20 protein-coding genes are annotated in these 23,190 nt (G+C 63.3%); 5 read left to right on the top strand and 15 right to left on the bottom strand.

Annotated features, from left to right (window positions below; genetic code table 11):
• Positions 1-227 (bottom strand): hypothetical protein (locus NKK51_RS20195; protein ID WP_352554456.1); only part of this gene is annotated, 227 nt, incomplete at its 3' end.
• A gap of 252 nt (positions 228-479) precedes the next feature.
• Between NKK51_RS20195 and NKK51_RS20200 the strand changes: the two genes are divergently transcribed.
• Positions 480-2,447, top strand: coding sequence for a M23 family metallopeptidase (locus NKK51_RS20200; protein ID WP_352554386.1), 1,968 nt, complete (start codon positions 480-482; stop codon positions 2,445-2,447).
• 6 nt (positions 2,448-2,453) lie between these two features.
• Here NKK51_RS20200 and NKK51_RS20205 read toward each other — a convergent pair whose 3' ends face one another.
• The 9 genes from NKK51_RS20205 to NKK51_RS20245 form a co-directional block, all read right to left on the bottom strand.
• Complete coding sequence (locus tag NKK51_RS20205) at positions 2,454-4,013, bottom strand: MFS transporter (RefSeq protein WP_352554387.1); 1,560 nt, start codon at positions 4,011-4,013, stop codon at positions 2,454-2,456.
• Positions 4,014-4,233: 220 nt separating this feature from the next.
• Complete coding sequence (locus NKK51_RS20210; RefSeq protein WP_352441696.1) at positions 4,234-5,739, bottom strand: L,D-transpeptidase family protein; 1,506 nt, start codon at positions 5,737-5,739, stop codon at positions 4,234-4,236.
• A 148-nt stretch (positions 5,740-5,887) separates the two neighbouring features.
• Positions 5,888-6,253: an MmcQ/YjbR family DNA-binding protein gene (locus NKK51_RS20215; protein WP_023811170.1), complete on the bottom strand. Its 366-nt coding sequence runs from the start codon at positions 6,251-6,253 to the stop codon at positions 5,888-5,890.
• A 115-nt stretch (positions 6,254-6,368) separates the two neighbouring features.
• Positions 6,369-8,975 carry an ATP-dependent chaperone ClpB gene (clpB, locus tag NKK51_RS20220; protein ID WP_352554388.1) on the bottom strand — a complete coding sequence of 869 codons (2,607 nt, stop codon included), beginning with the start codon at positions 8,973-8,975 and terminating at the stop codon, positions 6,369-6,371.
• A gap of 219 nt (positions 8,976-9,194) precedes the next feature.
• The gene (locus tag NKK51_RS20225; protein WP_352554389.1) at positions 9,195-10,118 is read right to left on the bottom strand and encodes a DUF4167 domain-containing protein; all 924 of its coding nucleotides are present in this window, start codon (positions 10,116-10,118) and stop codon (positions 9,195-9,197) included.
• Positions 10,119-10,421: 303 nt separating this feature from the next.
• A complete protein-coding gene (prmC, locus tag NKK51_RS20230; protein ID WP_352554390.1) occupies positions 10,422-11,297 on the bottom strand; it encodes a peptide chain release factor N(5)-glutamine methyltransferase in 876 nt (291 codons plus the stop codon).
• Positions 11,290-12,369 carry a peptide chain release factor 1 gene (gene prfA / locus NKK51_RS20235; protein ID WP_352554391.1) on the bottom strand — a complete coding sequence of 360 codons (1,080 nt, stop codon included), beginning with the start codon at positions 12,367-12,369 and terminating at the stop codon, positions 11,290-11,292. The genes prmC and prfA overlap by 8 nt, the downstream gene beginning before the upstream one ends.
• Before the next feature lie 10 nt (positions 12,370-12,379).
• Positions 12,380-14,650: a phosphoenolpyruvate--protein phosphotransferase gene (gene ptsP, locus NKK51_RS20240; protein ID WP_013529460.1), complete on the bottom strand. Its 2,271-nt coding sequence runs from the start codon at positions 14,648-14,650 to the stop codon at positions 12,380-12,382.
• 83 nt (positions 14,651-14,733) lie between these two features.
• Positions 14,734-15,987 carry an aspartate kinase gene (locus tag NKK51_RS20245; RefSeq protein WP_023811164.1) on the bottom strand — a complete coding sequence of 418 codons (1,254 nt, stop codon included), beginning with the start codon at positions 15,985-15,987 and terminating at the stop codon, positions 14,734-14,736.
• A 257-nt stretch (positions 15,988-16,244) separates the two neighbouring features.
• Here NKK51_RS20245 and NKK51_RS20250 point away from each other — a divergent pair, with 257 nt between their 5' ends.
• Complete coding sequence (locus NKK51_RS20250) at positions 16,245-18,101, top strand: CHASE3 domain-containing protein (RefSeq protein ID WP_352554392.1); 1,857 nt, start codon at positions 16,245-16,247, stop codon at positions 18,099-18,101.
• A gap of 11 nt (positions 18,102-18,112) precedes the next feature.
• Here the strand turns inward: NKK51_RS20250 and NKK51_RS20255 are convergent, their stop codons facing one another.
• On the bottom strand, positions 18,113-18,682 hold the full coding sequence (locus tag NKK51_RS20255; RefSeq protein ID WP_352554393.1) for a putative glycolipid-binding domain-containing protein: 570 nt from the start codon (positions 18,680-18,682) through the stop codon (positions 18,113-18,115).
• A gap of 285 nt (positions 18,683-18,967) precedes the next feature.
• Here NKK51_RS20255 and ubiG point away from each other — a divergent pair, with 285 nt between their 5' ends.
• Both ubiG and NKK51_RS20265 read left to right on the top strand, forming a co-directional pair.
• Entirely contained in the window at positions 18,968-19,717 is a 750-nt protein-coding gene (ubiG, locus tag NKK51_RS20260; RefSeq protein WP_023811162.1) for a bifunctional 2-polyprenyl-6-hydroxyphenol methylase/3-demethylubiquinol 3-O-methyltransferase UbiG, read from the top strand.
• A gap of 50 nt (positions 19,718-19,767) precedes the next feature.
• Positions 19,768-20,085, top strand: coding sequence for an MmcQ/YjbR family DNA-binding protein (locus tag NKK51_RS20265; RefSeq protein WP_245490379.1), 318 nt, complete (start codon positions 19,768-19,770; stop codon positions 20,083-20,085).
• On the opposite strand, the gene NKK51_RS20270 is transcribed toward NKK51_RS20265, so the two are convergent.
• A complete protein-coding gene (locus tag NKK51_RS20270) occupies positions 20,082-21,008 on the bottom strand; it encodes a DMT family transporter (RefSeq protein ID WP_352554394.1) in 927 nt (308 codons plus the stop codon). The genes NKK51_RS20265 and NKK51_RS20270 overlap by 4 nt on opposite strands.
• 96 nt (positions 21,009-21,104) lie before the next feature.
• Between NKK51_RS20270 and NKK51_RS20275 the strand changes: the two genes are divergently transcribed.
• Entirely contained in the window at positions 21,105-21,590 is a 486-nt protein-coding gene (locus NKK51_RS20275) for a MarR family winged helix-turn-helix transcriptional regulator (protein WP_352554457.1), read from the top strand.
• 4 nt (positions 21,591-21,594) lie between these two features.
• On the opposite strand, the gene NKK51_RS20280 is transcribed toward NKK51_RS20275, so the two are convergent.
• Genes NKK51_RS20280 through grxC form a run of 3 tightly spaced genes read right to left on the bottom strand, consistent with a single transcriptional unit; the run spans position 21,595 to position 23,163 of the window.
• On the bottom strand, positions 21,595-22,020 hold the full coding sequence (locus NKK51_RS20280; RefSeq protein WP_056583459.1) for a DUF1178 family protein: 426 nt from the start codon (positions 22,018-22,020) through the stop codon (positions 21,595-21,597).
• Complete coding sequence (locus tag NKK51_RS20285) at positions 22,017-22,883, bottom strand: carbon-nitrogen hydrolase family protein (RefSeq protein WP_352554395.1); 867 nt, start codon at positions 22,881-22,883, stop codon at positions 22,017-22,019. Before NKK51_RS20285 ends, NKK51_RS20280 begins: the two co-directional genes overlap by 4 nt.
• A gap of 10 nt (positions 22,884-22,893) precedes the next feature.
• The gene (gene grxC, locus NKK51_RS20290; RefSeq protein ID WP_352554396.1) at positions 22,894-23,163 is read right to left on the bottom strand and encodes a glutaredoxin 3; all 270 of its coding nucleotides are present in this window, start codon (positions 23,161-23,163) and stop codon (positions 22,894-22,896) included.
• Positions 23,164-23,190: the final 27 nt, after the last annotated feature.

Consider the following 23,190-nt stretch of genomic DNA (forward strand, 5'->3'; position numbering starts at 1 on the left):
TTAGAAGCAAACTTCTTCGTCGCCAGCGGCGAGCCGCCCTCGTTCGTGAGGCGTATATAGTCGCCACACTCGACAACTGTCAACACACATCGACAATGTTTTTGAAGTTTTTGCGACAGAAATTTCGGACCGGATCTGTCGATAGCCGACTGCCCCAGGGGAACGCTGGCAATACCGATTGGACGGCCAGGAAGGAGCCCTATTGCCGCCGCATTGCCGTTCGACACCAAAGCCAACGAAAGTGGGCGCCGCCGACGGAGCAGCGCCTCTCTTATGAGCCCTCCTATATAGGAGTGTGCGATGGCCTTGCAGAGAAGGTACACCGCCCCGCCTGGTAGGGCGCTCTATAAGAGAAGTGCTTGGGGGCAATTCGTTCGGAGCCTGGCGCTTCGTTGACTTCACCTGCCATGACAGGCAAATGTCACGGCCACAACAAAAGCGACAAGCCGTTCCGCCCGGGGAAGAAGCAGCCTTTCTGGATGCCAGACACGGAAGATGTCATAGCCGAACTCGGCAACGAGCCGCCGCTTGTCGCGGATGGCCGCAGCGGCCCGCCCGACCGGCGCGAGGTTTCTGCACGCTGGCTGTCGGGAACATTTCTCACTGGCGTCACCTCGAGCGTGCTGATGGGCGTGGCGCTGTTCGCCGCCCTTGACGGCCGCCAGCAACTAGCCACCCCACCCGAGATCGCCGAGTTGATCAGCCTTGCCGGCAACGGGGATTCTGGCGAAGTCGCCAAGACCACTAGGCTGGTGGCGCCGCGTCAGATCGCAAAGGCCAAGGACCGCCGCCGCATGGAAGTGTCGATGGTCACCAAGGTCGGCGACCGCGACGTCATCCACACCATGCCTTTCGTCCAGATCAAGATGGCCCTTGCCGCCGGCCACACCACCAGCCGCGCCTACCCACCCTTCGACCCGATGCAGGTGTTCGGCGACGACAGCGACGACAATGCCCAGCCGGCGACGGCCTCTGCCGCTTCCGGCCAGATCTACGGCGCCAAGGTCGAAAGCGAGATGAGCCTGAAGACCATCGATTTTCCGATCGAAACGGCTTCCTTCGACGAAAAGAGTGACCTCTCCGCCGACGAGGTGGAAAAAGTGGTGCGCGAAGCCGGCACCGACCTCAGCGACGGCGCCGTGCAGGTCGCTTCACTTCACTATGTCGACCCGCAGCGATTCGGCGAAGCTTTTGCCGAGAGCATGGCGGGCTCCTACGACGTCAAGATCGTGCCGGAAAATGTCTCGGTGGCGCCCCGCGCCACTGTTGACGACCAGGCGCCGGCTTTCGCCGAGGAAATCATCCCCTTCACCAAGGATCTCGACGTCACCGAGGCTTTTGCTAATTCGGGCTACACGGGTGAAGATGCCACCGGAATGGCCGAAGCTATCGCCAAGTTGCTCAACGCAACGGCGCTCAAAGCTGGAACCGTGCTGCGTGTCGGTCTTGAGGTTCACGGCGATGCCGCCAAGGTCGTGCGCACCAGCGTCTATGACCGGACCCAGCACATCGTCACCATCGCGCTCAACGATCGCGGCCAGTATGTGCCGGCGCAGGAACCGGATCCGAACCCCGAATTGCTGACGGCCTTCGATGATTCGTCGGCGCCCGTGGTGGTGCGCGGCAACCTGCCCAACGTCTATGACGGCATCTACCGCGCCGCCTATTCCTACGGCATGTCCAAGGTGATGACGCAGCGGTTGATCAAGCTGCTGGCGTCCGACGTCGATTTCCAGTCCCGCCTCAGCCCCGCCGACCGCATCGAAGTCCTGTTCTCGCAGCCCGACGGCGACGACCAGACCTCGGACAACTCCGAGCTTCTTTACGTCTCGGCGACGTTCGGCGGCCAGACCCGCAACTTCTACCGCTTCCAGATGCAGGACGGCGGCACCGACTATTTCGATGAGGACGGCTCGAGCGCCGAGCAGTTCCTGTTGCGCAATCCCCTGCCCGCCGGGAAATTCCGCTCCGGTTTCGGCGCCCGCAGGCATCCCATCCTCGGCTATGTCCGCATGCACACCGGCGTCGACTGGGCAGCCCCCATCGGCACGCCGATCATCGCCGCCGGCAACGGCACGGTCGAGAAGGTCGGCTGGGCCGGCGGTTACGGCAAGCAGATCATCATCCGCCATGCCAATGGCTATGAGACATCATACAATCACCAGAGCGCTTTTGCCAAAGGCATCGAACCGGGCGTGCACGTCCGCCAGGGCCAGACCATCGGCTTCCTCGGCCAGACCGGCCTCGCCACCGGCCCGCATCTTCACTACGAACTGATCGTCAACGGCACCAAGGTTGATCCGATGCGTGTCCGCCTGCCGGTCGGCAAGGTGCTGAAGGGCGATGACCTCGTTGCCTTCAAGCGCGAGCGCGAGCGCATCGACGAACTGCTGAAGCAGGAAGACAGCGATTCGCTGAAGGTTGCGAGCGCCAAGATCGACGGTTGACCCGCTTCAGCCTTGCTGATCTTCGGCCTGTCGCGACCATGGCAATCGCTCACCGGGAATGGTCGTCCAGGCGATGACAGCCGCAAGCAGGCAAAGCAGCGCGGTCACCGAAGAGACCGCGGCAAAAGCGGCGTCGCTGGCGGCGAGCCTCGCCGCATCGATGGCCGGCGCAAGCCCGGCTGGCGCCGGTTCACCAAATCCTGGGATGCCCGGCGTTGCGCTCGCGTCCAGCGCATTCGCGTAAACCCATGCGGCAAGCGAGCCCATCGCCGCCACCGCGATCAAACCGCCGATGCGTGAGACGGCATTGTTGATGCCGGAGGCCGCCCCCGTGTCCTTGTCTTCCACCGCCGTCATGATCGCGGTCGACAAAGGCGATACGACCAGAGCCATGCCGAGCCCCATCAGCCCCATCAGCGGGAATGTTCCGATCCAGAAATTATGGATACCGGCGTAGGTGAGCAAGGCCAGCCCGGCAAACGCGAAAGCCACGACCAGGCTGCCGCAGGCGATCGGAAAACGCGATCCGATCCGGTCCGACAGCTTGCCGACAGGTCCTGACAAAAGCGCGATCGCTGCCGACAAGGGCAGGAAGATGAAGCCGACCTCGGCCGTGCTCAGTCCCCAGCCGGCGATCAGCAGCATCGGCAGATAGAAAAGGTTGGCCGAAAGCGCGAAATAGAGGAAGAACGTCGCCACATTGGCACCGGCGAAAGCAGCGACACGAAACAGGCTGAGGTCGATCATCGGCTCACGCTGCCGAAGCTCGAAGAAGATGAAGACAGCCAGCAATACGACGCCTGCGGCAATGCTCGGCCCTGCCATGAGGCCCTCGCCGCTGGCGCTCATCGAGGTCAGCCCATAGGCAAGCGCGCCGAAGGCCAATGTCGCGAGCGCTGCACCGCCGAGATCCAGGCTGCGTTTCTCCGTCGGCGTATCGGCTGGAACCTTGGCCAGCAGAAGCCAGATCGAAATAAGCCCGAGCGGCAGGTTGATGGCGAAGATCGCCCGCCAGATGCCGTCGCCGAAGGCCGACAGCACGAAGCCGCCGAGCACCGGGCCAAGTGCCGTGGTCAGCGCTGAAGCCGCCGCCCAGATGCCGATAGCGCGGCCGCGTTCTTTCTTCGGGTAGGCCTTGGCGATGATGGCGAGGCTGCCGGGCACCATGATCGCTGCGCCAATGCCCTGGACGGCACGAAATGCGATCAGCACAATGGCATTCGGCGCCAGCGCACAGGCAAGCGAAGCGACGATGAACAGCGCAATGCCGGCCACGAAGGCGCGGCGTAGGCCGAATCGGTCGCCGGCGGCACCCCCGGCCAGGATCAGCGCCGACAGCGTCAACGCATAGGCATTGGAAATCCACTGCGCCTCGGCAAGGCTGGCGCCGACGTTGACGCGGATCGCCGGTGTGGCGATGGCCAGGATCGAGCCGTCTATGAAGCCAAGCGCCGAGGCCAGAATTGCCGCGATCAGCACAAATCGCCGCTGCGACTGCGGACAGAACGTCCCATTCCTGACCGGGCTGGTCAGCGGGACGGCGGCAGCTTTACTCGGTGAATGCATGAAATCTTGCTTAAACCCCTAGCGCACCGGCAACAACCAGCCAGTGGCTTGCTGTCGCTGAAACCAGCCGTTTGGCCAGGTCGCACTCTGTCAGGGCGCAAATGGCACAGTCATGCTGGCGCCGTTACACGCAGCCGGCGGGGATTTCGGTGAGGCGACCACTTGAAAGCTCGGTTTCATTCTGATCGTGCATCTGGTCTATGCCGCCGCACTTCACAGTTCACTGCTGCGCAAAATCATCGGCTGAAGGTCCGCCGACAAACTCCACCGTCACACCCGGCGACACCAGCTTGGCCAGTTCACGCGCATCCCAGTTGGTCAGGCGCACGCAGCCATGGCTTTCGGTCTTGCCGATCTTCGACGGATCCGGCGTGCCATGGATGCCGTAGGTCGGCTTGTCCAGGGCGATCCAGACCGAGCCGACCGGGCCGTTCGGGCCCGGCGGAATGGTCAGGACCTTGTCGTTCTGGCCCTGCTTGAAATTGATGCTGGGGTTGTAGGTGTAGTTCGGATCGAGCGCGACGCGCGACACCGTGTGTATGCCGGACGGTGACGGCGTGTCCGATGAGCCGATGGTTGCGGGATAGGCCGCGACCAGTCTGCCGCCGGCATCATAGGCGAAAACCTCTTTCTTGTCCTTGTCCGCGACGATGCGGGCCACCGGCGTCGAAACCAGTTTTCCGAAATTGGCGACCTTGATGGTTGTGCCGGGACGATTGAAATCGACGTCCGGGTTGAGCGCTTTGAGATAATTCTCGTCCATGTGGAAGCGCTCCGCGAGCGCCTCGGTCACGGACGTATAACCCATGCGGTCGAGTTGCGCCTTCTGGCTGTAGTCTTCCGGGATCGACGCGACATAGGGACCGGCCGCATCCTCCGCTGTGATCGTGTAGTTGGCGAAGGCATCGCCGCCGGATTGCGCAAGTGCCGCCTGGATGGCGACCGCGTCGGTCGATCGCAGATTGGCGCCGGTGATCTGGTTGTAGGCAGCGAGCGCCTTGTCGACATTCGAACCGAAACGCCCGTCGATGACGCCAGGCGAAGCGCCACCCCGGTCGAGCAGCACCTGAAGGGCGGCGACATCCTGGCGCGCTCCCAGCGAAAGTGCCGGGGCAACAGTGGTCTTGTCGCCAGCCTTTGGTGGCAGAGCCGCCTGATCGGCGGGTATCGCCGGCTGGGCAGGGTCTATCGAGGCCTCGTTCAGCGGCTGGCGCTTGATGGTGCCCGGCTTCGCCGGCTGCGGCGCGTCGGGATAATTGTCGTCGTAGCTGCCATCGTCCTGCGGTGGGGGAGGATAGGCTTCGACGGAATTGTCCCCATAGGGATCGTACTCGTCCGCCGGCGGCGGGATAACGCGGCCTTCCTCTTCCAACTGCTGGCGGCGGAACCGCGCCATGTCTTCCGGATCGTCGAGATAGTAGCGGTCGTCGCCGTCGGGGGCGCGGCCCAATTCGCGCAGTCGTGTCTCCCGGCGCAGGGCACGACGGTCGAGCCGGGTCTGCGGCGGCTGGATGGCGATGACCTTGCCGGTATCGGCATCGACGATGACGCGGTTGCCTCTAGCGTCGTAGTAGATGTCGAGATTGCCGTCCTGGGCGATAAGGATGCCCCCGGTATCGGCGGCACGGACAATCGGTGGTGCGCTGTCCTGCGTTGGGGCAGCGATTGCATTGGCAGACAAAAGCCCGCCGGCAAGTACCGAAAGGGTGAAGATCGTACGCAGCATAGTGGCGAAACTCTCCGGTCCGTAATTGCCGACGCCCGACATTGTTCTCTGGCGAAGCCCCTCGCCAGCAAACCAGTTACCCACCATATGGTTCCAACATGAACCGGGCATGAAGATGGCGGTTTTCCGGCGCCTCGAGGAATATAGACTAGCTTGCGGCAAGTCCTAATTCCTTGCGCGCCTGCCTGGTCAGTTTCAGGGCTACAAGGCGATGGCTCTCGCGCAAATAGTCCTTCAGCGCGGCATCATCCATACTCTGGCTTGTCCGACGCTGGATCCATGTCATGCCGCGCGAGGCAAGATAGGGCGCGGGCCGCAGGCCCGGCTGCTCCTTGAGCACGTCATAGGCGATATCGGAGCATTTGAAGGTGACGAAGAGCTGCTGGCCCTGGTCCCAGCCGCCGATCGCGAAGATCTTGGCCCCGATTTTCCAGACATGGGCGCCGCCCCACTGGACGACATGGCTCGTCGCGGGCAGCGAGGCGCAGAAGCTGTTGTAATCGTCCAGTGTCATCCGCGCCCGCTTTTTTGCGCATATCGCCCAAAAGTGGCCCCGGTTTTGGGAGAACGACATGCATATGACAAAGACCTAAAAAGCCGCGCGTCCGGGATGGACGCGCGGCTTTGGATCAGGCTGCCACTTCCGCCGCGACGATCGTCGGTTTCGAGCGGAAGTTCAGCCGGTCGGAACCGGCTGTCACCTTGACGGTCGAGCCGTCGAGGATGTCGCCGAGCAGGATCTTCTCCGCCAGCGGGTCCTGCAATTCCTTCTGCATCACTCGCTTCAGCGGTCGCGCGCCATAGGCAGGGTCGTAGCCCTTGGCCGCCAGCCAATCGACCGCCTCTTGGTCCAGCGAAAGTGTGATCTTGCGATCGACAAGCAGGCTCTCCAGCCGCTTGAGCTGGATCTCGACGATGCGGCCCATATCCTGCCGGCGCAGCCGGTGGAACAGAATCACCTCGTCGACGCGGTTGAGGAACTCCGGCCGGAACGACGCCCTGACGACACCCATCACCTCGTCGCGAACCAGATCGACGTCCTGATCCTCGGTGAGATTGACAAGATATTCGGCGCCCAGGTTCGACGTCATGATGATCAGCGTGTTGCGGAAATCGACCGTGCGGCCCTGCCCGTCGGTCAGGCGGCCGTCATCGAGCACCTGCAAAAGCACATTGAACACGTCCGGATGCGCCTTCTCGATCTCGTCGAACAGCACGACCTGATAAGGCCGGCGCCGCACCGCTTCGGTCAGCGCGCCGCCTTCCTCATAGCCGACATAGCCGGGAGGTGCGCCGATCAGCCGGGCGACCGAGTGCTTTTCCATGAACTCCGACATGTCGATGCGCACCATCGCGCTCTCGTCGTCGAACAGGAAGCTCGCCAGCGCCTTGGTCAATTCGGTCTTGCCGACGCCCGTCGGTCCGAGGAACATGAACGAGCCGATCGGCCGGTTCGGATCCTGCAAGCCCGCGCGGGCACGCCGCACGGCCTTCGAGACAGCTTGCACCGCCTCGCCCTGGCCGACGACGCGCTTGCCGATCTCGTCTTCCATGCGCAGCAGCTTGTCGCGCTCGCCCTGCAGCATCTTGTCGACCGGAATGCCGGTCCAGCGCGAGACGATGTGGGCGACATGATCGGGGGTGACCACCTCTTCGACCATGCCGGCTTTGCCGTCCTGGGCCTCGGCCTCCTTCAGCTTCTTTTCCAGCTCCGGGATCTTGCCATAGGCAAGCTCGCCGGCGCGCTGGAATTCACCCTTGCGCTGGGCAATGGCAAGGTCGTTGCGCGCCTCGTCGAGCTGCTTCTTCAGATCGGCGGCAAGCCCGAGCTTCTGCTTCTCGGCCTGCCATTTGGCGGTGATCTCGGTCGATTCTTCCTCAAGGCCGACGAGTTCCTTTTCCAGGCGGGCAAGCCGATCCTTCGAGGCGTCGTCCGTCTCGACCTTAAGCGCCTCGCGTTCGATCTTGAGCTGCATGATGCGGCGATCGATCTCGTCCAGCGCCTCGGGCTTGGAATCGACCTGCATGCGCAGCCGCGATGCGGCTTCGTCGACCAGGTCGATCGCCTTATCCGGCAGGAAGCGGTCGGCGATGTAGCGGTTGGACAGCGTCGCCGCCGCCACCAGCGCCGAATCCGAAATGCGCACCTTGTGGTGCTGCTCGTACTTCTCTTTCAGGCCGCGCAGGATCGAGACGGTGTCTTCCACCGTCGGCTCGTCGACGAACACCGGCTGGAAGCGGCGGGCAAGCGCTGCATCCTTCTCGACATGCTTGCGATACTCATCGAGCGTGGTGGCGCCGACGCAGTGCAACTCGCCCCGCGCCAAAGCCGGCTTCAACAGGTTCGACGCATCCATGGCGCCATCCGCCTTGCCGGCGCCGACCAGCGTGTGCATCTCGTCGATGAACAGGATGATGTTGCCGTTGGCCGAGGTGACTTCGGAGAGCACTGCCTTCAGCCGCTCCTCGAACTCGCCGCGATATTTGGCGCCGGCAATCAGCGCGCCCATGTCGAGCGCCATCAGCTGCTTGTCCTTCAGCGATTCCGGTACGTCGCCATTGACGATGCGCAGCGCCAGGCCCTCGGCGATCGCCGTCTTGCCGACGCCGGGTTCGCCGATCAGCACGGGATTGTTCTTGGTGCGGCGCGACAGCACCTGGATGGTGCGGCGGATCTCGTCGTCACGGCCGATCACGGGGTCCAGCTTGCCGGCACGGGCATCCGCGGTCAGGTCGCGCGCGTATTTCTTCAGCGCGTCGTAGCCCTGTTCGGCACTCGCCGAATCGGCGGTGCGGCCCTTGCGGACATCGTTGATGACCTGATTGAGCGCCTGCGCGGTGACGCCGGCCTTGGCCAGTATGTCGGCGGTCTTGGCCGATTTCTCCATGGCGAGCGCCTGCAAGAGCCGCTCCACCGTGACAAAGCTGTCGCCGGCTTTCTTGGCCAGTTCCTCGGCGGTCGAAAACACTTTTGCCAGCGGCTGCGCCAGATAGAGCTGGCCATTGCCGCCCTCGACCTTGGGCATCGCTTCGAGCGCCGCCTCGACGCCAAGCTTGACGTCGCGGACGTTGCCGCCGGCGCGTTCGATCAGCGACGCGGCCAGGCCCTCATCGTCGTCGACGAGCACTTTCAGGATATGTTCAGGAGTGAATTGCTGATGGTTGCGGGAAAGCGCCATAGTCTGCGCGGACTGGATAAAGCCGCGCACGCGCTCTGAGTATTTCTCGAGGTTCATATCTGTCTCCTTCCATCACCGGCCCGCTTTGCGGCACCGGATCCGATTGCGGTGACGGACCCGCCCATTCGAGCCGGGTCCAGTTGAGGCTGATATGGTGCACAAGTTCCGAACCCTCAAGACGTCTCGATATCGGCAACTTCATAATATTGCACGGCCGCCCAAACGAAAACGGCGGAGATTTCTCCCCGCCGTTCCATGTCTTGAGGTGCCGTTTGATCAGTTGTCGATATCGACATTGACCGGCTGGGCATTGCCGCTTTCGACCGGGGCCGCCTCGGCACTTTCGCCACCGCCATCAACCTGATCGGCGTTGACGCGCGGGCGGCGCGGACGACGCGGACGACGGGCAGCCCCGCTTTCGGCGGCCGCCTCGTTGAGTTCGGCCTGGGCGGCAAGACCTGCCGGGGAAAGATTCTCGAACGACGGAGCCGGTTCGGCCGGCGCTACAGATTCGGTCGGCGAAACGGCTTCGCCCTGAACCGGGGTCTCGTTGCCCTGGGGCTGACCACCTTGTTCCACGGGTGAACCAAAGTCGCGCTGGCCGTTCTGGCCATAACCGCCATTGGGGCGACGATCGCGATGGCGCCCGCCATTGTTGTCGCGGCCACCATTGTTACGCCCGCCATTGTTATCGCGGGCCTCGCGGCCACCTTCCCGGTTGAGCGCAACCTCGGCAGGCGTCCCTTCGATGACCGGCTGCGGGCCGGCGCCATGGTTGATCACCGGGACCTGGACGTCGGAAACAGTGTTGCTGTTGTTGTTGCCGCCATTGTCGAAATCGTCGCGATCCTCGTCGCCGTCATCGTCGAAATCATCGCGATTCTGCTGCGCGTTCTGGATCGGCATCTGCGCCTGTGCGGCCGCGATGATGCGATTGTAGTGCTCGGCGTGCTGGAGATAGTTCTCCGCCATGACCCGGTCGCCGGAGCTGTGAGAATCGCGGGCAAGGGTGGCGTATTTTTCGGCGATCTGCTGAGCCGAACCGCGGATCTTCACATCCGGGCCATTGCTCTCGTAGTTGCGCGTCAGGGGATTAGGCCCCTTGCGGTTGTTGTTGTTATTGTTGTTGTTATTGTTACTACCGCCGCCGCCACTATTGTTGCGACCGCGCATGCGCCTGTTCTGCTGTTGTGGCCTCATCAAACTCTCTTCATTTTGAAATTTTCGAAAAACTCTTCACGAACGGAGGCGCTCATGCAGCCAGCCGTTTCGTCTCTTCACCGGCGTTCGCCCGCATCGATTGCGTTGGCGCCACGTGCCATCCTGTTCCGGTTACATCACTTGCCGGACGATTCCCGCACGAAGCTTGGGCATCGTTTGCGCAAGAAGGCAGCTATTTCCAAGGAAAACCGAATCGCTAAGAGCACTGCCTGCTTCGTCTCATCCGGTTAAGGCGACCCTAGCCGCATTCCCCGGCATTGCCAAGCGCTTTTTTGCACTGCGTCAAGGCTTTATCCTTTCAAAGACAACAACCCTGTCGTTTCCACCGAGGTCACGAAAAGCACCGCCCGGCCCATAGCCGGCTGCAGCGAATATCTCGCAGACCTCGTTGCGTTGCGTATGGCCGATCTCGACCGCAATCCTGCCTTCAGTTTCCAAAAACCTTGCCGCTTCCGCAGCGATGGTTCTGTAGGGGTTCAGACCGTCCGCGCCACCATCCAGGGCCAGGCGCGGGTCGAAATTGCGGACTTCGTCCTGCAGATTTCCAATGTCTTCCGTGGTTATATAGGGAGGGTTTGCGACAATTACATGGTACCGGCCGGAAACTTTTTCGAACCAGTCCGACTGCAGCGTCGTGAACCGGCCTGCAAGACCCAGTTGCCCGGCATTGCGCGCCGCCGTCGCCAGCGCACCCGCGGACAGATCGACGCCCGTGGCGTTAGCCGTCGGCACGACACTGAGCAGCGCCAGCGCAATGGCGCCGGTGCCGGTGCCAAGATCGAGGATGCGGCACTCGCCTTCCCGCGCCGCAACTGCCTTGACGAAGGGCAATATTGCCTCGACCAGCGTTTCGGTATCCGGCCGCGGCTCCAGCGTTTCCGGCGACAGCGACAGGCGCAAACCGTAGAATTCACGATAGCCGAGGATGCGATGCACCGGTTCGCTGCTAGCGCGGCGTCTCAAGGCGGCATCGATTTCGGCAACAACGCCGGCGCCGAGCCTGCGTTCGGGGTCCGCAATGGCTTGCGTGCGCGTCGTGCCCGAAAAATGCTCGACGATCAGCCGCGCATCGAGCGCCGGATCATCGATAGCGGCAGCGGCAAGCCGAGCCTGCGCTTCCCGCAGCAGCGGCCCGAGTGCATCGGGCAGGTCAGTCATCGATGCCGATGTCGGCGAGCAATTTCGACTGGTGATCGGCGATCAGCGCGTTGATGATCTCGTCGAGTTCGCCCATCATTACCCGGTCGAGCTTGTAGAGCGTCAAATTGATGCGGTGGTCGGTGACGCGGCCTTGCGGGAAATTATAGGTGCGGATGCGTTCCGAGCGGTCACCGGAACCGACCTGTGACTTGCGCGATTCGGAACGCTCCTCGTCGGCCTTTCCGCGCTCCAGATCATAGAGCCGGGCCCGCAGGATCTGCATGGCCTTGGCGCGGTTCTGATGCTGCGATTTCTCCGCCTGCACGACCATGATGCCGGTCGGCAGATGGGTGATGCGGACGGCCGAATCGGTGGTGTTGACGTGCTGGCCGCCCGAACCCGATGCACGCATCGTGTCGATGCGGATGTCTTCGGCCCTGATGTCGATGTCGACCTCTTCGGCTTCGGGCAGCACCGCGACGGTTGCCGCCGAGGTGTGGATGCGCCCGCTCGCCTCGGTCGCCGGCACGCGCTGCACCCGGTGCACGCCGGATTCGAACTTCAGATGCGCAAAGACGCCCTTGCCGGACACGGTGGCGATGATTTCCTTGTAGCCGCCGGCATCGCCATCGCTGGCCGAGGCGGTCTCGAAACGCCAGCCGCGTTCGGCGGCGTAGCGCTCATACATGCGAAACAGGTCACCGGCGAACAGCGCGGCCTCGTCACCGCCGGTGCCGGCGCGGATTTCGAGAATGGCGTTCTTGTCGTCGGCGGCATCCCTGGGCAACAGCAGGATCTGGATGTCCTTCTGCAGCGCCTCGATACGGTCCTCGACTTCCGGCAGCTCGGCCTCGGCGAGCGCCCGCATCTCGGCATCGGTGCCCTTGTCGGCAAGCATGGCTTCGAGGTCGGCCTGCTCATGCTCGGCCAGGCGCAGCGCCCTGACCTTGGCCACCATGTGCTGGATTTCGGCATATTCGGACGCCATCCGCACATAGGCATCCGGCGCCGGGCCGGCCGACATCTGCGCTTCGAGCATCTCGAAACGCTTGACGACTTGATCCATACGATCGCGGGGCAAATTGACCATGATGAAGCTGCTACAACGGGATCGAACGGTCGTCGGCAAAGGCCTGCAGCAGCGCCCGCATCGGCAAGCCCTGTGCCGGAGCCATCAGATTGTCGTCGAAAAACGCCTTCAACTCGTCCAGCGGCAGTTCCGTCAGCATCGCCTTGACCGGACCGATCGAGGCCGGCGACATCGAGATCGAACGGAAGCCGAGACCGATCAGCGCCATCGCCGAGATCGGCTTGCCTGCGAGTTCGCCGCACAGCGTCACCGGCGTATGGTTGCGGACGCCGGCATCGGCGATCTGCTTGAGCACGCGCAGGAACGGCGCCGACAGCGTGTCGAAGCGGTTGGCCAGTTGCGTGTTGCCGCGGTCAACGGCCATGACGAACTGGAACAGGTCGTTCGAACCGACCGAGACGAAATCGACCGCCTTCATCAATTCATCGAGCTGGAACAGGAGCGACGGCACTTCCAACATGGCGCCCAACTTCAGGCTGGTCGGCAAATGATGGGCAAAGCGTGACAAGTGCCGCACCTCGCGGTCGATGATCTCGCGTGCCTGGGCGATCTCGCCCAACTCGGTCACCATCGGCAGCATCAGCTTCAATTCGCGGCCGCCGCTGGCCTTGAGCAAAGCGCGTATCTGGGTGCGCAACAACCCTGGCCGGTCAAGCGTCAGGCGGATCGCCCGCCAGCCAAGCGCCGGGTTCTCTTCCTGGATCGCGCCCTTGAAATAGGGCAGCACCTTGTCGCCGCCAATATCGATGGTGCGGAAGGTGACCGGCTTGCCGCGCGCCGCCTCGAGCACGTCGCGGTAGAGCTTTTCCTGGGCTTCGGCCCGGGGAAATGTCGAGGCGACCATGAACTGAAGTTCGGTGCGGAACAGGCCGATGCCGGCCGCACCCGCTTCGGCAAGCTGCGGCAGGTCGACGGCAAGACCGGCATTCATCAGCAAATCGACCTGGACACCATCCCTGGTCGTCGACGGCTTCTTGCGCAGCTCGCGGTAGACCTCTTGCCGGCGCGCCCTGAAACGCACCTTTTCGGCGTAGGCGGCCTCGAGATCTGGCTGCGGCCGCAAATGGATCACGCCCTCTTCGCCGTCGACGATGATGGCATCGCCGTTTTCCGCCATGGAAACGGCGCCCTTCATTTGGCCGGCGACGGGGATGCCCATGGCACGCGCGACGATGACGACGTGACTGGTCGCGGCACCATCCTCGAGCACCAGCCCGCGCATCTTGTCGCGGGGATAATCGAGCAGCTCGGCGGCCCCCATCGAACGGGCAACGATGATGGCATCCTTCGGCAGCGATGCGGCGACATCTTCCGGCCCGCGCCCCATCAGCTGGCGCAGCAGGCGGTTGGCGAGGTCGTCGAAATCGCTCATCCGCTCGCGCAGATAGGGATCGGTCATGTGCAGCATGCGGGCGCGCATGTCGCTCTGCACCTTTTCCACCGCCGCTTCGGCCGTCAGGCCGTTGCGGATGGCCTCTTCCAGCCGCCGCACCCAGCCGCGATCGTTGGCGAACATGCGATAGGCTTCCAGCACCTGGCGATGCTCGCCTTCGAAGGCGACGTCGCGGCGTTCCAGCATGTCGTCGATGGACAGCCTGAGCGAGCTGAGTGAGGTCTCGAGCCGGCGGACCTCTTCCTCGCTGTCTTCGTTGAACAGATTGGTGACGACGATGCGCGGCTCGTGCAGCACGACATGGCCGAGCCCGACGCCTTCATTGAAGGACAGGCCGGTGAAGCTGACAGGACGGCGCAGATCGAGTTCGAGGCCGGGCCGGGTCAGCCGCGCCAGATCGCCGGTGGCGATCATCTCGGCGATCACCATCGCCGTGGTTTCCAGCGCCTCGACCTCGTCGTCGCGGTAGTGGCGCATGGTCTTGTTTTGCACCACCAGCACGCCCAGCGTGCGCCCTGCCCGCAGCACCGGCACGCCGAGGAACGAGTTGTAGATCTCTTCCCCGGTCTCCGGCAGATAGGCGAAGGCAGGGTGTTCCTGCGCATTGGACAGGTTGAGCGGCCGCGCGCTGGCGGCGATCGTGCCGACCAGACCTTGGCCCAGCCGCAACTGCGCCAGGTGGACGGCGTTCGGGTTCAGACCTTCGGTGGCGTAGAGTTCGAGCACCGAATCGGCGCGCAGCACATAGAGCGAGCAGACTTCCGCGACCATGTTGGAGGCGATGTCGCGCACAATCCGGTCAAGCCGCTCCTGCGGCTCCAGCGGCTCCTGCATGAGCTCGCGGAGCCGTTTGAGCAAAACGCGCGGGCCACTGGCCTGATCACGCATCGCGGCTTGTTCTCCAATGGGCATTCTGCCCGCCGCAGTTTCCACCGCGACCGGCGCACACGCAACAACTCAAATCGTTCTCGCTACTGCTTATCCAGACCGTAGACGGAATGCAAAGTACGAACCGCAAGTTCCGTATACGGACCGTCGATCAGGATCGAAATCTTGATCTCGGAGGTCGTGATGGCGCGGATGTTGATCGATTTGTCGGCCAGCGCCTTGAAAGCGGTGGCGGCGACGCCGGCATGGCTCCTCATGCCGATGCCGATGACCGAAACCTTCGACATGCCGGCCTCCGACTGCACGACATCGTAGCCGATCTCGGCTTTCAGCCGTTCAAGCACGGCCAGCGCCTTGTCGACATCGCCCGACGGCACGGTGAAGGTCATGTCGGTGAACTTGCCGTCCTCGGAAATGTTCTGGACGATCATGTCGACATTGATGTTGGCCTCGGCCAGCGGCCCGAAGATGCCGGCGGCAACGCCCGGCCGGTCGCCGACCCGGCGCAGCGAAATCTGCGCTTCATCCTTGGCGTAGGCAATTCCGGTGACGACCTGCTGTTCCACGATCTCTTCCTCGTCGCAAATGAGCGTTCCGGGCGGATTGAGCAAATCCCCCATTCCGGGCGCGTCGGGATCGTCGAAGGACGACCGCACGAAGGTACGCACCCTGTGCACCATGGCAAGCTCGACCGAACGCACCTGCAGAACCTTGGCGCCGAGCGAAGCCATTTCGAGCATTTCCTCGAACGAGATCTTGGCCAGCCGCCGCGCCTTGGGCTCGATGCGCGGATCGGTGGTGTAGACCCCGTCGACGTCGGTGTAGATGTCGCAGCGATCGGCCTTGACCGCCGCGGCGATGGCGACAGCACTGGTGTCGGAGCCGCCGCGGCCGAGCGTGGCGATGCGATTGTCCGGGCCGATGCCTTGGAAACCGGCGATCACCGCCACCTGGCCCTCGCCGAAGCGCTTGATCAGGAACGCGCCGTCGATGTCGAGGATGCGCGCCGCGCCATGCGCATTGTCGGTCTTGATCGGGATCTGCCAGCCCTGCCAGGAACGTGCATGCACGCCCATATTCTGCAAGGTGATGGCCAGAAGGCCGGCCGTGACCTGTTCGCCGGAAGCGACGACCGCGTCATATTCGCGTGCATCGTGCATCGGCGAGGCCTCACGCGTCCAGCCGACCAGTTCATTGGTTTTTCCAGCCATCGCCGAAACGACCACCGCCACCTCGTGGCCGGCGTCGACCTCGCGTTTGACGTGACGCGCCACGTTGCGGATGCGGGCGATGTCGGCGACCGAGGTTCCGCCGAATTTCATCACGATGCGCGCCATGGGAGCGAAATGCCTTTGCCTGAAGCTGAATCCCGGCCAAAAGCCGGAATCCCGAAAAGCGGAAGGCCGGCTGACGCCGGCCGCTGAATGCGCGGCCTCCTTAGCCAAATGATGAAGGTTTCGCAAGGCTGGCGGCCGATTGCGGCTCCGGAAGCCGGCATATTGCCTTCCGCCCCGCCGCCGCCTACGAAATGCTGCCTGCGGGGAATTCTTTTGGTTCGGCATAACAGATGATGATTGCTCGTCTTCGACGCGCCATGCGATGGCAATCGCTCCCGCTTGTCGCCGGCTTTGCCGTGCTGGCGCTGATTGTCGGCAGCCGTGCCATGCTGGTCGAGGAACAGCGGGCCAACCGCGCCGCCGCGCGCGAGGCAATCGAATATCAGCAATTGCTTTCGGGACTGCTTTCGCTGGCGCAAGATGCAGAGAGCGGCCAACGCGGCTATCTGCTGACCGGCGAGAAATCCTATCTCGATCCCTATCAGCGCGCTGTCGGCGCCATTCCGGGGCAACTTGCCCGCATCGACAGCTTGACTGCCCCTGACGACCAGCTCGTCCAGGAGATCAGCCATATGAAGGACGCGCTTTCGCAAAAGCAGGCTGAACTGGCCGAGACGATTGCCCTGTACGACCAGGGCAATGCGACGAATGCGCTGGATCTGGTTCGCAGCGGCCAGGGCAAGGCCGTCATGGAGGAAATCCGGACCAGCATGGATACGGTCCGACGCATCAGCGCCGCAGCCGTCGCCGCGCGCGATGCGCATACCGACCAGGTCGAGGCCTGGTTACGCATCGGTTCGGTGGCGGCGCTGCTGGCGATCTTCCTGCTTGCCGGCTACGCGATCAGGGAATCGCGCCGCCGCTTCCGTGAGGTTGCCGTTGCCCAGGATGAGTTGGTGCGCAAGAACGTCGCCCTCGGCAAGGAGATCGAGACACGCGAAAAGGCCGAATCCCAGATCCGCCAGATGCACAAGATGGAGGCTGTCGGCCAGCTTACAGGCGGCATCGCCCACGACTTCAACAACATGCTGGCGGTGATCATCAGCGCCATGAACCTCGCCCAGCGCAAGCTGGCGCGCGGCGAGCACGACATCGCACAATTCGTCGATGCGGCGATCGATGCCGCGACCCGTGCCGCCAATCTGACGGCCCGGCTGCTCGCCTTCTCGCGCCAGCAGCCGCTGGCGCCGCAGATCGTCGACGCCAACCGTCTGCTGACCGGCATGTCCGACCTGATCCGTCGGGCACTCGGCGAAACCATCCGCATCGAAACGGTGCTGGCGGGAGGCTTGTGGAAAACCCATGCCGACCCGAGCCAGATCGAGAACGCCGTTCTCAACCTGGCCGTCAACGCGCGCGACGCCATGGGCGATGATGGCAAGCTGACCATCGAGACCGCCAACAGCCATCTCGATGAGAGCTACGCCGCCGCCCATGCCGAAGTCGCGGCCGGCCAGTATGTGATGATCGCCGTCAGCGACACCGGTTCGGGCATGACCCCCGATGTCATCGCCAAGGCCTTTGAACCCTTCTTCACCACCAAGCCGGTCAACAAGGGCACCGGCCTGGGATTGAGCCAGGTGTTCGGCTTCGTCAAACAGTCGGGCGGCCACGTCAATATCTATTCCGAACCCGGCGAAGGCACGACGATCAAGATCTACTTGCCGCGGTATTTCGGCGCCGATGAGCCGGCCGTGCCCACCGGGCGAGGCGACAACCCCGCCGCACCGGTCACCGAAACGATCCTTGTCGTCGAGGATGATGCCCGCGTGAGGGTCTCCACCACCGAGGCCATACGCGAACTCGGATACACCGTCATTCATGCCGCGAGCGGCGAGGAAGCGTTGCAGAAACTGGCGGAGCGCCCGAACGTCGGCCTTCTGTTCACCGACATCGTCATGCCCGTCATGAACGGCCGCAAGCTGGCGGAAGAGGCCGTTGCCCGCATGCCGCAGCTGAAGGTGATCTTCACCACCGGCTTCACCAGGAACGCCGTGGTCCACAATGGCGTGCTGGATCACGACGTGCATTTCCTCGCCAAGCCCTTCACCATCGAGCAACTGGCAGCGAAACTGCGCGACGTGCTCGGCACGACGCAGGGCGCAGCGGATTGATCACAATCGCTTCAGTCTGAAGCAGCCGCGCTTCTCCACAGGCCGGGATAGTCGACAACGAAGCCGTGCGGCGAGACGTTGAGCGTCTCGTCATAGCCGAACACCGGCGCGGCATAGGCGTAGCGAACCGTGTCGAGACGCCGATAGGTCTGATCGAGGCGCACCAGGCTCAGTTCAGGGAAAGTCAGGTAGGCGGCCGGAGCAGGCGTCGCCTCGCCGATGCCGAGGCCATACCGGCGGATCGCCAGCAGGTTCGATGCCGGTGTGAAGCCAAGATCGACATCGATAAGGCCGTCGACGCCCTGCTGGACTTCGCCATTCAGCGTCCACTGGCCGTCCGAATCGCGTTCGATCGCATAATGCAGCTTGCGGGTGCCGAGAAAGCCGTCGACCCGCGCTGAACGCGTGCGCCAGCCGAGATCGCAGATCACCTCATAGCCAAGGCAGCACGGCTTGCCGTCCTGGATGAAGATGGCCTGTCCCTCGAGACTGTGCCCGACATTGGTCTGCGAAAGCAGGCAGGCATCATGGCCCTCCACGTCCAGCCGAGGCCAAAGGATCGAAGCCGTCATTGTTGTCATCGTCACCTCCCTAGAATTCGAAACGATGCCTTGTCCTTCGCCCGCCAAGCCAATCGTGTTTCACCGCGGCGTTCGTCAGCTGACATGCCCTGACAGAATCCGGCTCCCTGCCGGCAGAGCAAAATTGTTGCCTTGACATTCGCAGTCTCACGCCCGACTTCCTAGCGCATGACCCCGAAATCGAAGTCGATTTCGGAAAGGATCATGCGCAGAATCTAAAGTGCTACAGCGTCCTTTGCGCGTCCAAGAGGACGCGCGGCGCTGTAGTGTCGAGGAGACCTATCGATGCCAGAGCCCCGACGATCGACGATCGATGCCGGAGAAGTGGAACGCTTTTCCGCCCTTGCCGCCGAATGGTGGAACCCGAACGGCAAATTCCGTCCCCTGCACAAATTCAATCCGGTCCGGCTGGCCTATATCCGCGACCAGATAGCGACGCGCTTCGGCCGTGACCCGCGCGCTGCAAGGCCTTTCGAGGGCCTGCGCATCCTCGACATCGGCTGCGGCGGCGGACTTCTGTGCGAGCCGATGGCGCGGCTTGGCGCCGAGGTTGTGGGCGCGGATGCCTCCGAAACCAACATCGAAGTGGCCAAGCTGCACGCCGCCGAGGGCAATGTCAGCGTCGACTATCGCGCCACGACGGCCGAGGACCTTGCCGACGCCGGCGAGAAATTCGACGTCATCCTCAACATGGAAGTGGTCGAGCATGTCGCCGACATCGACCTGTTCGTCGCCAAATGCGGCGAGATGGTGCGGCCCGGCGGCATCATGTTCGTGGCCACCATCAACCGCACGCTGAAGGCGCTGGGCTTAGCCATCATCGGGGCCGAATATGTGCTGCGCTGGCTGCCGCGCGGCACCCACCAGTTCGGCAAGCTGGTGCGCCCGGAAGAGCTCGAAAAGGCGCTTGGCGGCGCCGGCCTGACCATCATCGACCGCACCGGCGTCACCTACAACCCGCTGGCCGACCGCTGGGCGCGGTCGAAGGACATGGACGTCAACTACATGGTCCTGGCGGAAAAAGGCTCGGTCTGAAGGCTGATCTGGAGATTTGTCGGACCGTGGACAGTGTGAGAGCCCGACAATTGGCGCTTGAGCTTCCCGAAGCGGCCGAGAAATCGCATTTCGGCAAGGCCGACTTCCGGGTACGCAATCGCATCTTCATGTCGCTGCCCGAAAACGATCGCGCCGTCATAAAGCTCGACACCGGCCAGCAAGAGATGACGACTGCAGCCGAACCGCTGGTTTTCAAGCCAGTGCCTGGTGGATGGGGACGAAAGGGCTGGACGTCGATCATTCTTGACGCATGCGATGAACAGACATTTCGCAGCGCAATACGGATGTCATGGCGAAATGTTGCCCCGCCGGCTCTCAGGAAAATCTTTGACGCGAGCCAGGCCTAACGGATCGGCAAGGCGGTTCCGGCTGCAGGAACTCGACCCTTCTGGCTTTGTGCCCTGGTGGTGATGAACACGCCGGCAGTGATGATGAGCGCGCCTGCCCAGGTCAGCAGCTGATAGTGCTCGCCGAGGAAGATGGTTCCGGCAAACAGGCCGACGGCGGCCGCCACATAACCGATCTGGCTGAGATAGACGGGACCGCCAACCGCCTGCAGCCGGAAGAAGAAGGCAAACATCGCCGACGCCGACGCGACCTGCGCGACCACCACCAGCGGCACGCCGCCGAGTGGCACGAAAGCCTCGCCGCCGAACAGGAGAAGAATGCCGGCAAGCAGCATCGCCGCTGACGCCAGATGGCTGCCGACGGCAAGCTCGATCGGGCCTGTGCCGTCCGGCCAGTCGACCGTGCGGTAGATGTTGCCGACGGCAAGGCTGACCGGAATGAGCAACCCCATCGCCACCCAGAACAAATCGGCCGGCTGGCCGGCCTCGCCGCGCGTCACCGCGACCATGACAGCGCCGACGAAGCCGACGGCGATGCCGACAATGCCAAGCATGTTGGGGCGCCGGACACGCAACAGGATCGAGAACACCAGTGTGATGACAGGCGACAGGGTGAACATGATGCCGGTGTAGCCGGCGCCCAGATGCGGGATGGCCGAGAACATCAGGAGGTTGGGGACAGCATAGGACACCGCGGCGGTGACGAAGAAATAGCGCAATTTGTGCGCGGTGAGCCGGACCCGCTTGCCGCGAGCCAAGAGCACGCACAGCAAGACCCCGCCGGCGCCGAGCGAGATGACGAAGGCCCAGACCATTGCCGGCACGCCGGCAGCCGTGGCGAGCTTGCCGAAGGGCAGCGTCAGGCCGAGCAGGCCGCCGGTGACGACCAGCAGGCCGAGCGCCGAATCCCAGAGAAGTTTCATTGACCGAATCCTGTAGCGCGGCTCTTGGCCGGCATTGCATGTTACGATAAGATAATGGCAAGATTCTTAACGTCAAGATAAATAATGGTGAGACAGTTGGACAGGGCAGCAAGAGCGATCGAGCAATGGAAGCGGGAGCGGCCGGATCTGGATGTCTCGCCGATGGCCGTGCTCGGACGGCTGAACGAGGCCGCCTCGCTGATCGCCCGCGAACGGCTCGCGCCGCTGTTTGCCCGTTATGGATTGCAGTCCGGGGAATTCGACGTGCTGGCAACGCTGCGCCGCTCGGGCTTACCTTACGCGCTGACGCCAACCGCTCTCTATGAAGCGACGATGGTGACGTCGGGCGCCATGACCAACCGGCTTGACCGGCTGGAGATGTCCGGATTGATCCTGCGCGGGCCGCACCCCAACGATCGGCGCGGCATTGTCGTGCGGCTGACCGAAAAAGGCCTGGCCTTGATCGATGAGGCCGTTACCGCCCATGTGGCCAACGAACACGCGGTGCTTTCGGGCTTGACGCAGGCGGAACGCGAAACGCTCTCTCGGCTGCTTGAGAAATTGATCGGCAGCGTCAGCTAGCCGCTCAATTGCGATCGTCCGGAAACACCGGGATCGGCATGAACTCGACCCCGTCCTCGGCTAGGCTCTTGGCCTCGTCCAGCGTCGCCTCGCCATAGATGCCGCGCGCGTCGCTCTCGCCGAAATGGATCTTTCGCGCTTCCTCGGCGAACTTGTCGCCGACATAGTCGGCATTCTCGCGCACCTTCTCGGCCATAGCCTTCAGCTGCGCCAGAGCCTGCTTCTGCGCCTCCCCCATGGCGAGCGCTATGGTTTCCTGCTTGCGCGCCGTGGAAACAGCCGGCGCCATCAGCGCTTTCTGCACCTTGTGCGAACCGCAGGTCGGGCAATCGACAAAGCCGCGCTTCTTCTGGGTGTCGAAATCGTCGTTGCTGCGGAACCAGCCTTCGAATTCGTGCTCGTGCTCGCAGATCAGGGCAAAACGGATCAAGAGGCTGCACCCCTGAGCCGCGGCGCCTCGCCCAAGCCGGCATTGACGGCGAAATCCCGCGCATTCCTGAGATTGGGGATCTTCTTACGCGCGGCAAGCGACTGCGCCGGGTCGATCTCGGCGATGATCACCGCCGGCTCGTCATGCGCGGCTTCCGCGATGATACGGCCCCACGGATCGACGATCAGCGAATGACCGTAGGTCTCGCGGCCATCCTCATGCAAGCCACCCTGCGCGGCGGCGACGACATAGGCGCCATTCTCGATGGCGCGGGCCCTGAGCAGCACGTGCCAGTGCGCCTCGCCGGTCTGGCGGGTGAAGGCGGCAGGTACGGAAAGCAGGTCGGCGCCGGCCAGTGCCTCGGCGCGGAAGAGTTGCGGAAAGCGCAGATCGTAGCAAACGGCGAAGCCGAGCTTTGCACCCTCGATCTCGGTGACGACGGCCTCGGTGCCCGGCTCATAGGCGGCGGATTCGCGCCAGCTCTCGCCATTGTCGAGATCGACGTCGAACATGTGGATCTTGTCGTATGTCGCGAGCGTGGCGCCGTCCGGCCCGAACAGCAGCGCCCGGTTGGCGAGCTTGCCGTCGGCGCGTAAAATGGCGGTCGAGCCGATATGCAGGAAGATGCCGAGCTCCCTGGCCAGCCTGTGCGCGGTCGCGACGACGATGTCCTTGTCCTGCGACATGAACGATGTGGCGCGAGCTTCCTTGTCGCGAATCAGCGCGCCGGTCATTTCCGGCGTCTGGATGTAGGCGGCACCTTGGCCAGCTGCTTCGCGCACCAGCCGTTCGAGATCGACGGCGTTGCGCTCGGGGCTCTCGCCTGAACGCATCTGGATCGCAGCGGCTTTGAAAACACCCATCGTCATTCCCTCAATTCGTCGCGCCGTCGGCGAGCAGTTTGTCGAGCCGGCCTTCGGCCTCCAGCTCGTGGAGATCGTCACAGCCGCCGACATGCGTATCGCCGATGAAAATCTGCGGAAAGGTCGTGCGGCCATGCGCCCGGGAGATCATCTCCTGGCGCAGTTCCGGCGAGAAGGAGGCATCGTGCTCGGTAAAGGCTATGCCCTTGCGCTCGAGCAGCCGCTTGGCTGCCGTGCAATAGCCGCACATCATGCGGGTGTAGATCGTGACATCGGCCATGACGAATTTCCGCTGTTCGTTGCCGAC

This window comes from Mesorhizobium sp. M0011 (assembly GCF_040324155.1).
Classification (GTDB): Bacteria; Pseudomonadota; Alphaproteobacteria; order Rhizobiales; family Rhizobiaceae; genus Mesorhizobium.

Bases quoted from the DNA above. Each gene is read 5' to 3' on its own strand.
- NKK51_RS20200 (WP_352554386.1), top strand. From the start codon at position 480: ATGCCAGACACGGAAGATGTCATAGCCGAACTCGGCAACGAGCCGCCG.
- NKK51_RS20205 (WP_352554387.1), bottom strand. From the start codon at position 4,013: ATGCATTCACCGAGTAAAGCTGCCGCCGTCCCGCTGACCAGCCCGGTC.
- NKK51_RS20210 (WP_352441696.1), bottom strand. From the start codon at position 5,739: ATGCTGCGTACGATCTTCACCCTTTCGGTACTTGCCGGCGGGCTTTTG.
- NKK51_RS20215 (WP_023811170.1), bottom strand. From the start codon at position 6,253: ATGACACTGGACGATTACAACAGCTTCTGCGCCTCGCTGCCCGCGACG.
- clpB (WP_352554388.1), bottom strand. From the start codon at position 8,975: ATGAACCTCGAGAAATACTCAGAGCGCGTGCGCGGCTTTATCCAGTCC.
- NKK51_RS20225 (WP_352554389.1), bottom strand. From the start codon at position 10,118: ATGAGGCCACAACAGCAGAACAGGCGCATGCGCGGTCGCAACAATAGT.
- prmC (WP_352554390.1), bottom strand. From the start codon at position 11,297: ATGACTGACCTGCCCGATGCACTCGGGCCGCTGCTGCGGGAAGCGCAG.
- prfA (WP_352554391.1), bottom strand. From the start codon at position 12,369: ATGGTCAATTTGCCCCGCGATCGTATGGATCAAGTCGTCAAGCGTTTC.
- ptsP (WP_013529460.1), bottom strand. From the start codon at position 14,650: ATGCGTGATCAGGCCAGTGGCCCGCGCGTTTTGCTCAAACGGCTCCGC.
- NKK51_RS20245 (WP_023811164.1), bottom strand. From the start codon at position 15,987: ATGGCGCGCATCGTGATGAAATTCGGCGGAACCTCGGTCGCCGACATC.
- NKK51_RS20250 (WP_352554392.1), top strand. From the start codon at position 16,245: ATGCGATGGCAATCGCTCCCGCTTGTCGCCGGCTTTGCCGTGCTGGCG.
- NKK51_RS20255 (WP_352554393.1), bottom strand. From the start codon at position 18,682: ATGACAACAATGACGGCTTCGATCCTTTGGCCTCGGCTGGACGTGGAG.
- ubiG (WP_023811162.1), top strand. From the start codon at position 18,968: ATGCCAGAGCCCCGACGATCGACGATCGATGCCGGAGAAGTGGAACGC.
- NKK51_RS20270 (WP_352554394.1), bottom strand. From the start codon at position 21,008: ATGAAACTTCTCTGGGATTCGGCGCTCGGCCTGCTGGTCGTCACCGGC.
- NKK51_RS20285 (WP_352554395.1), bottom strand. From the start codon at position 22,883: ATGGGTGTTTTCAAAGCCGCTGCGATCCAGATGCGTTCAGGCGAGAGC.
- grxC (WP_352554396.1), bottom strand. From the start codon at position 23,163: ATGGCCGATGTCACGATCTACACCCGCATGATGTGCGGCTATTGCACG.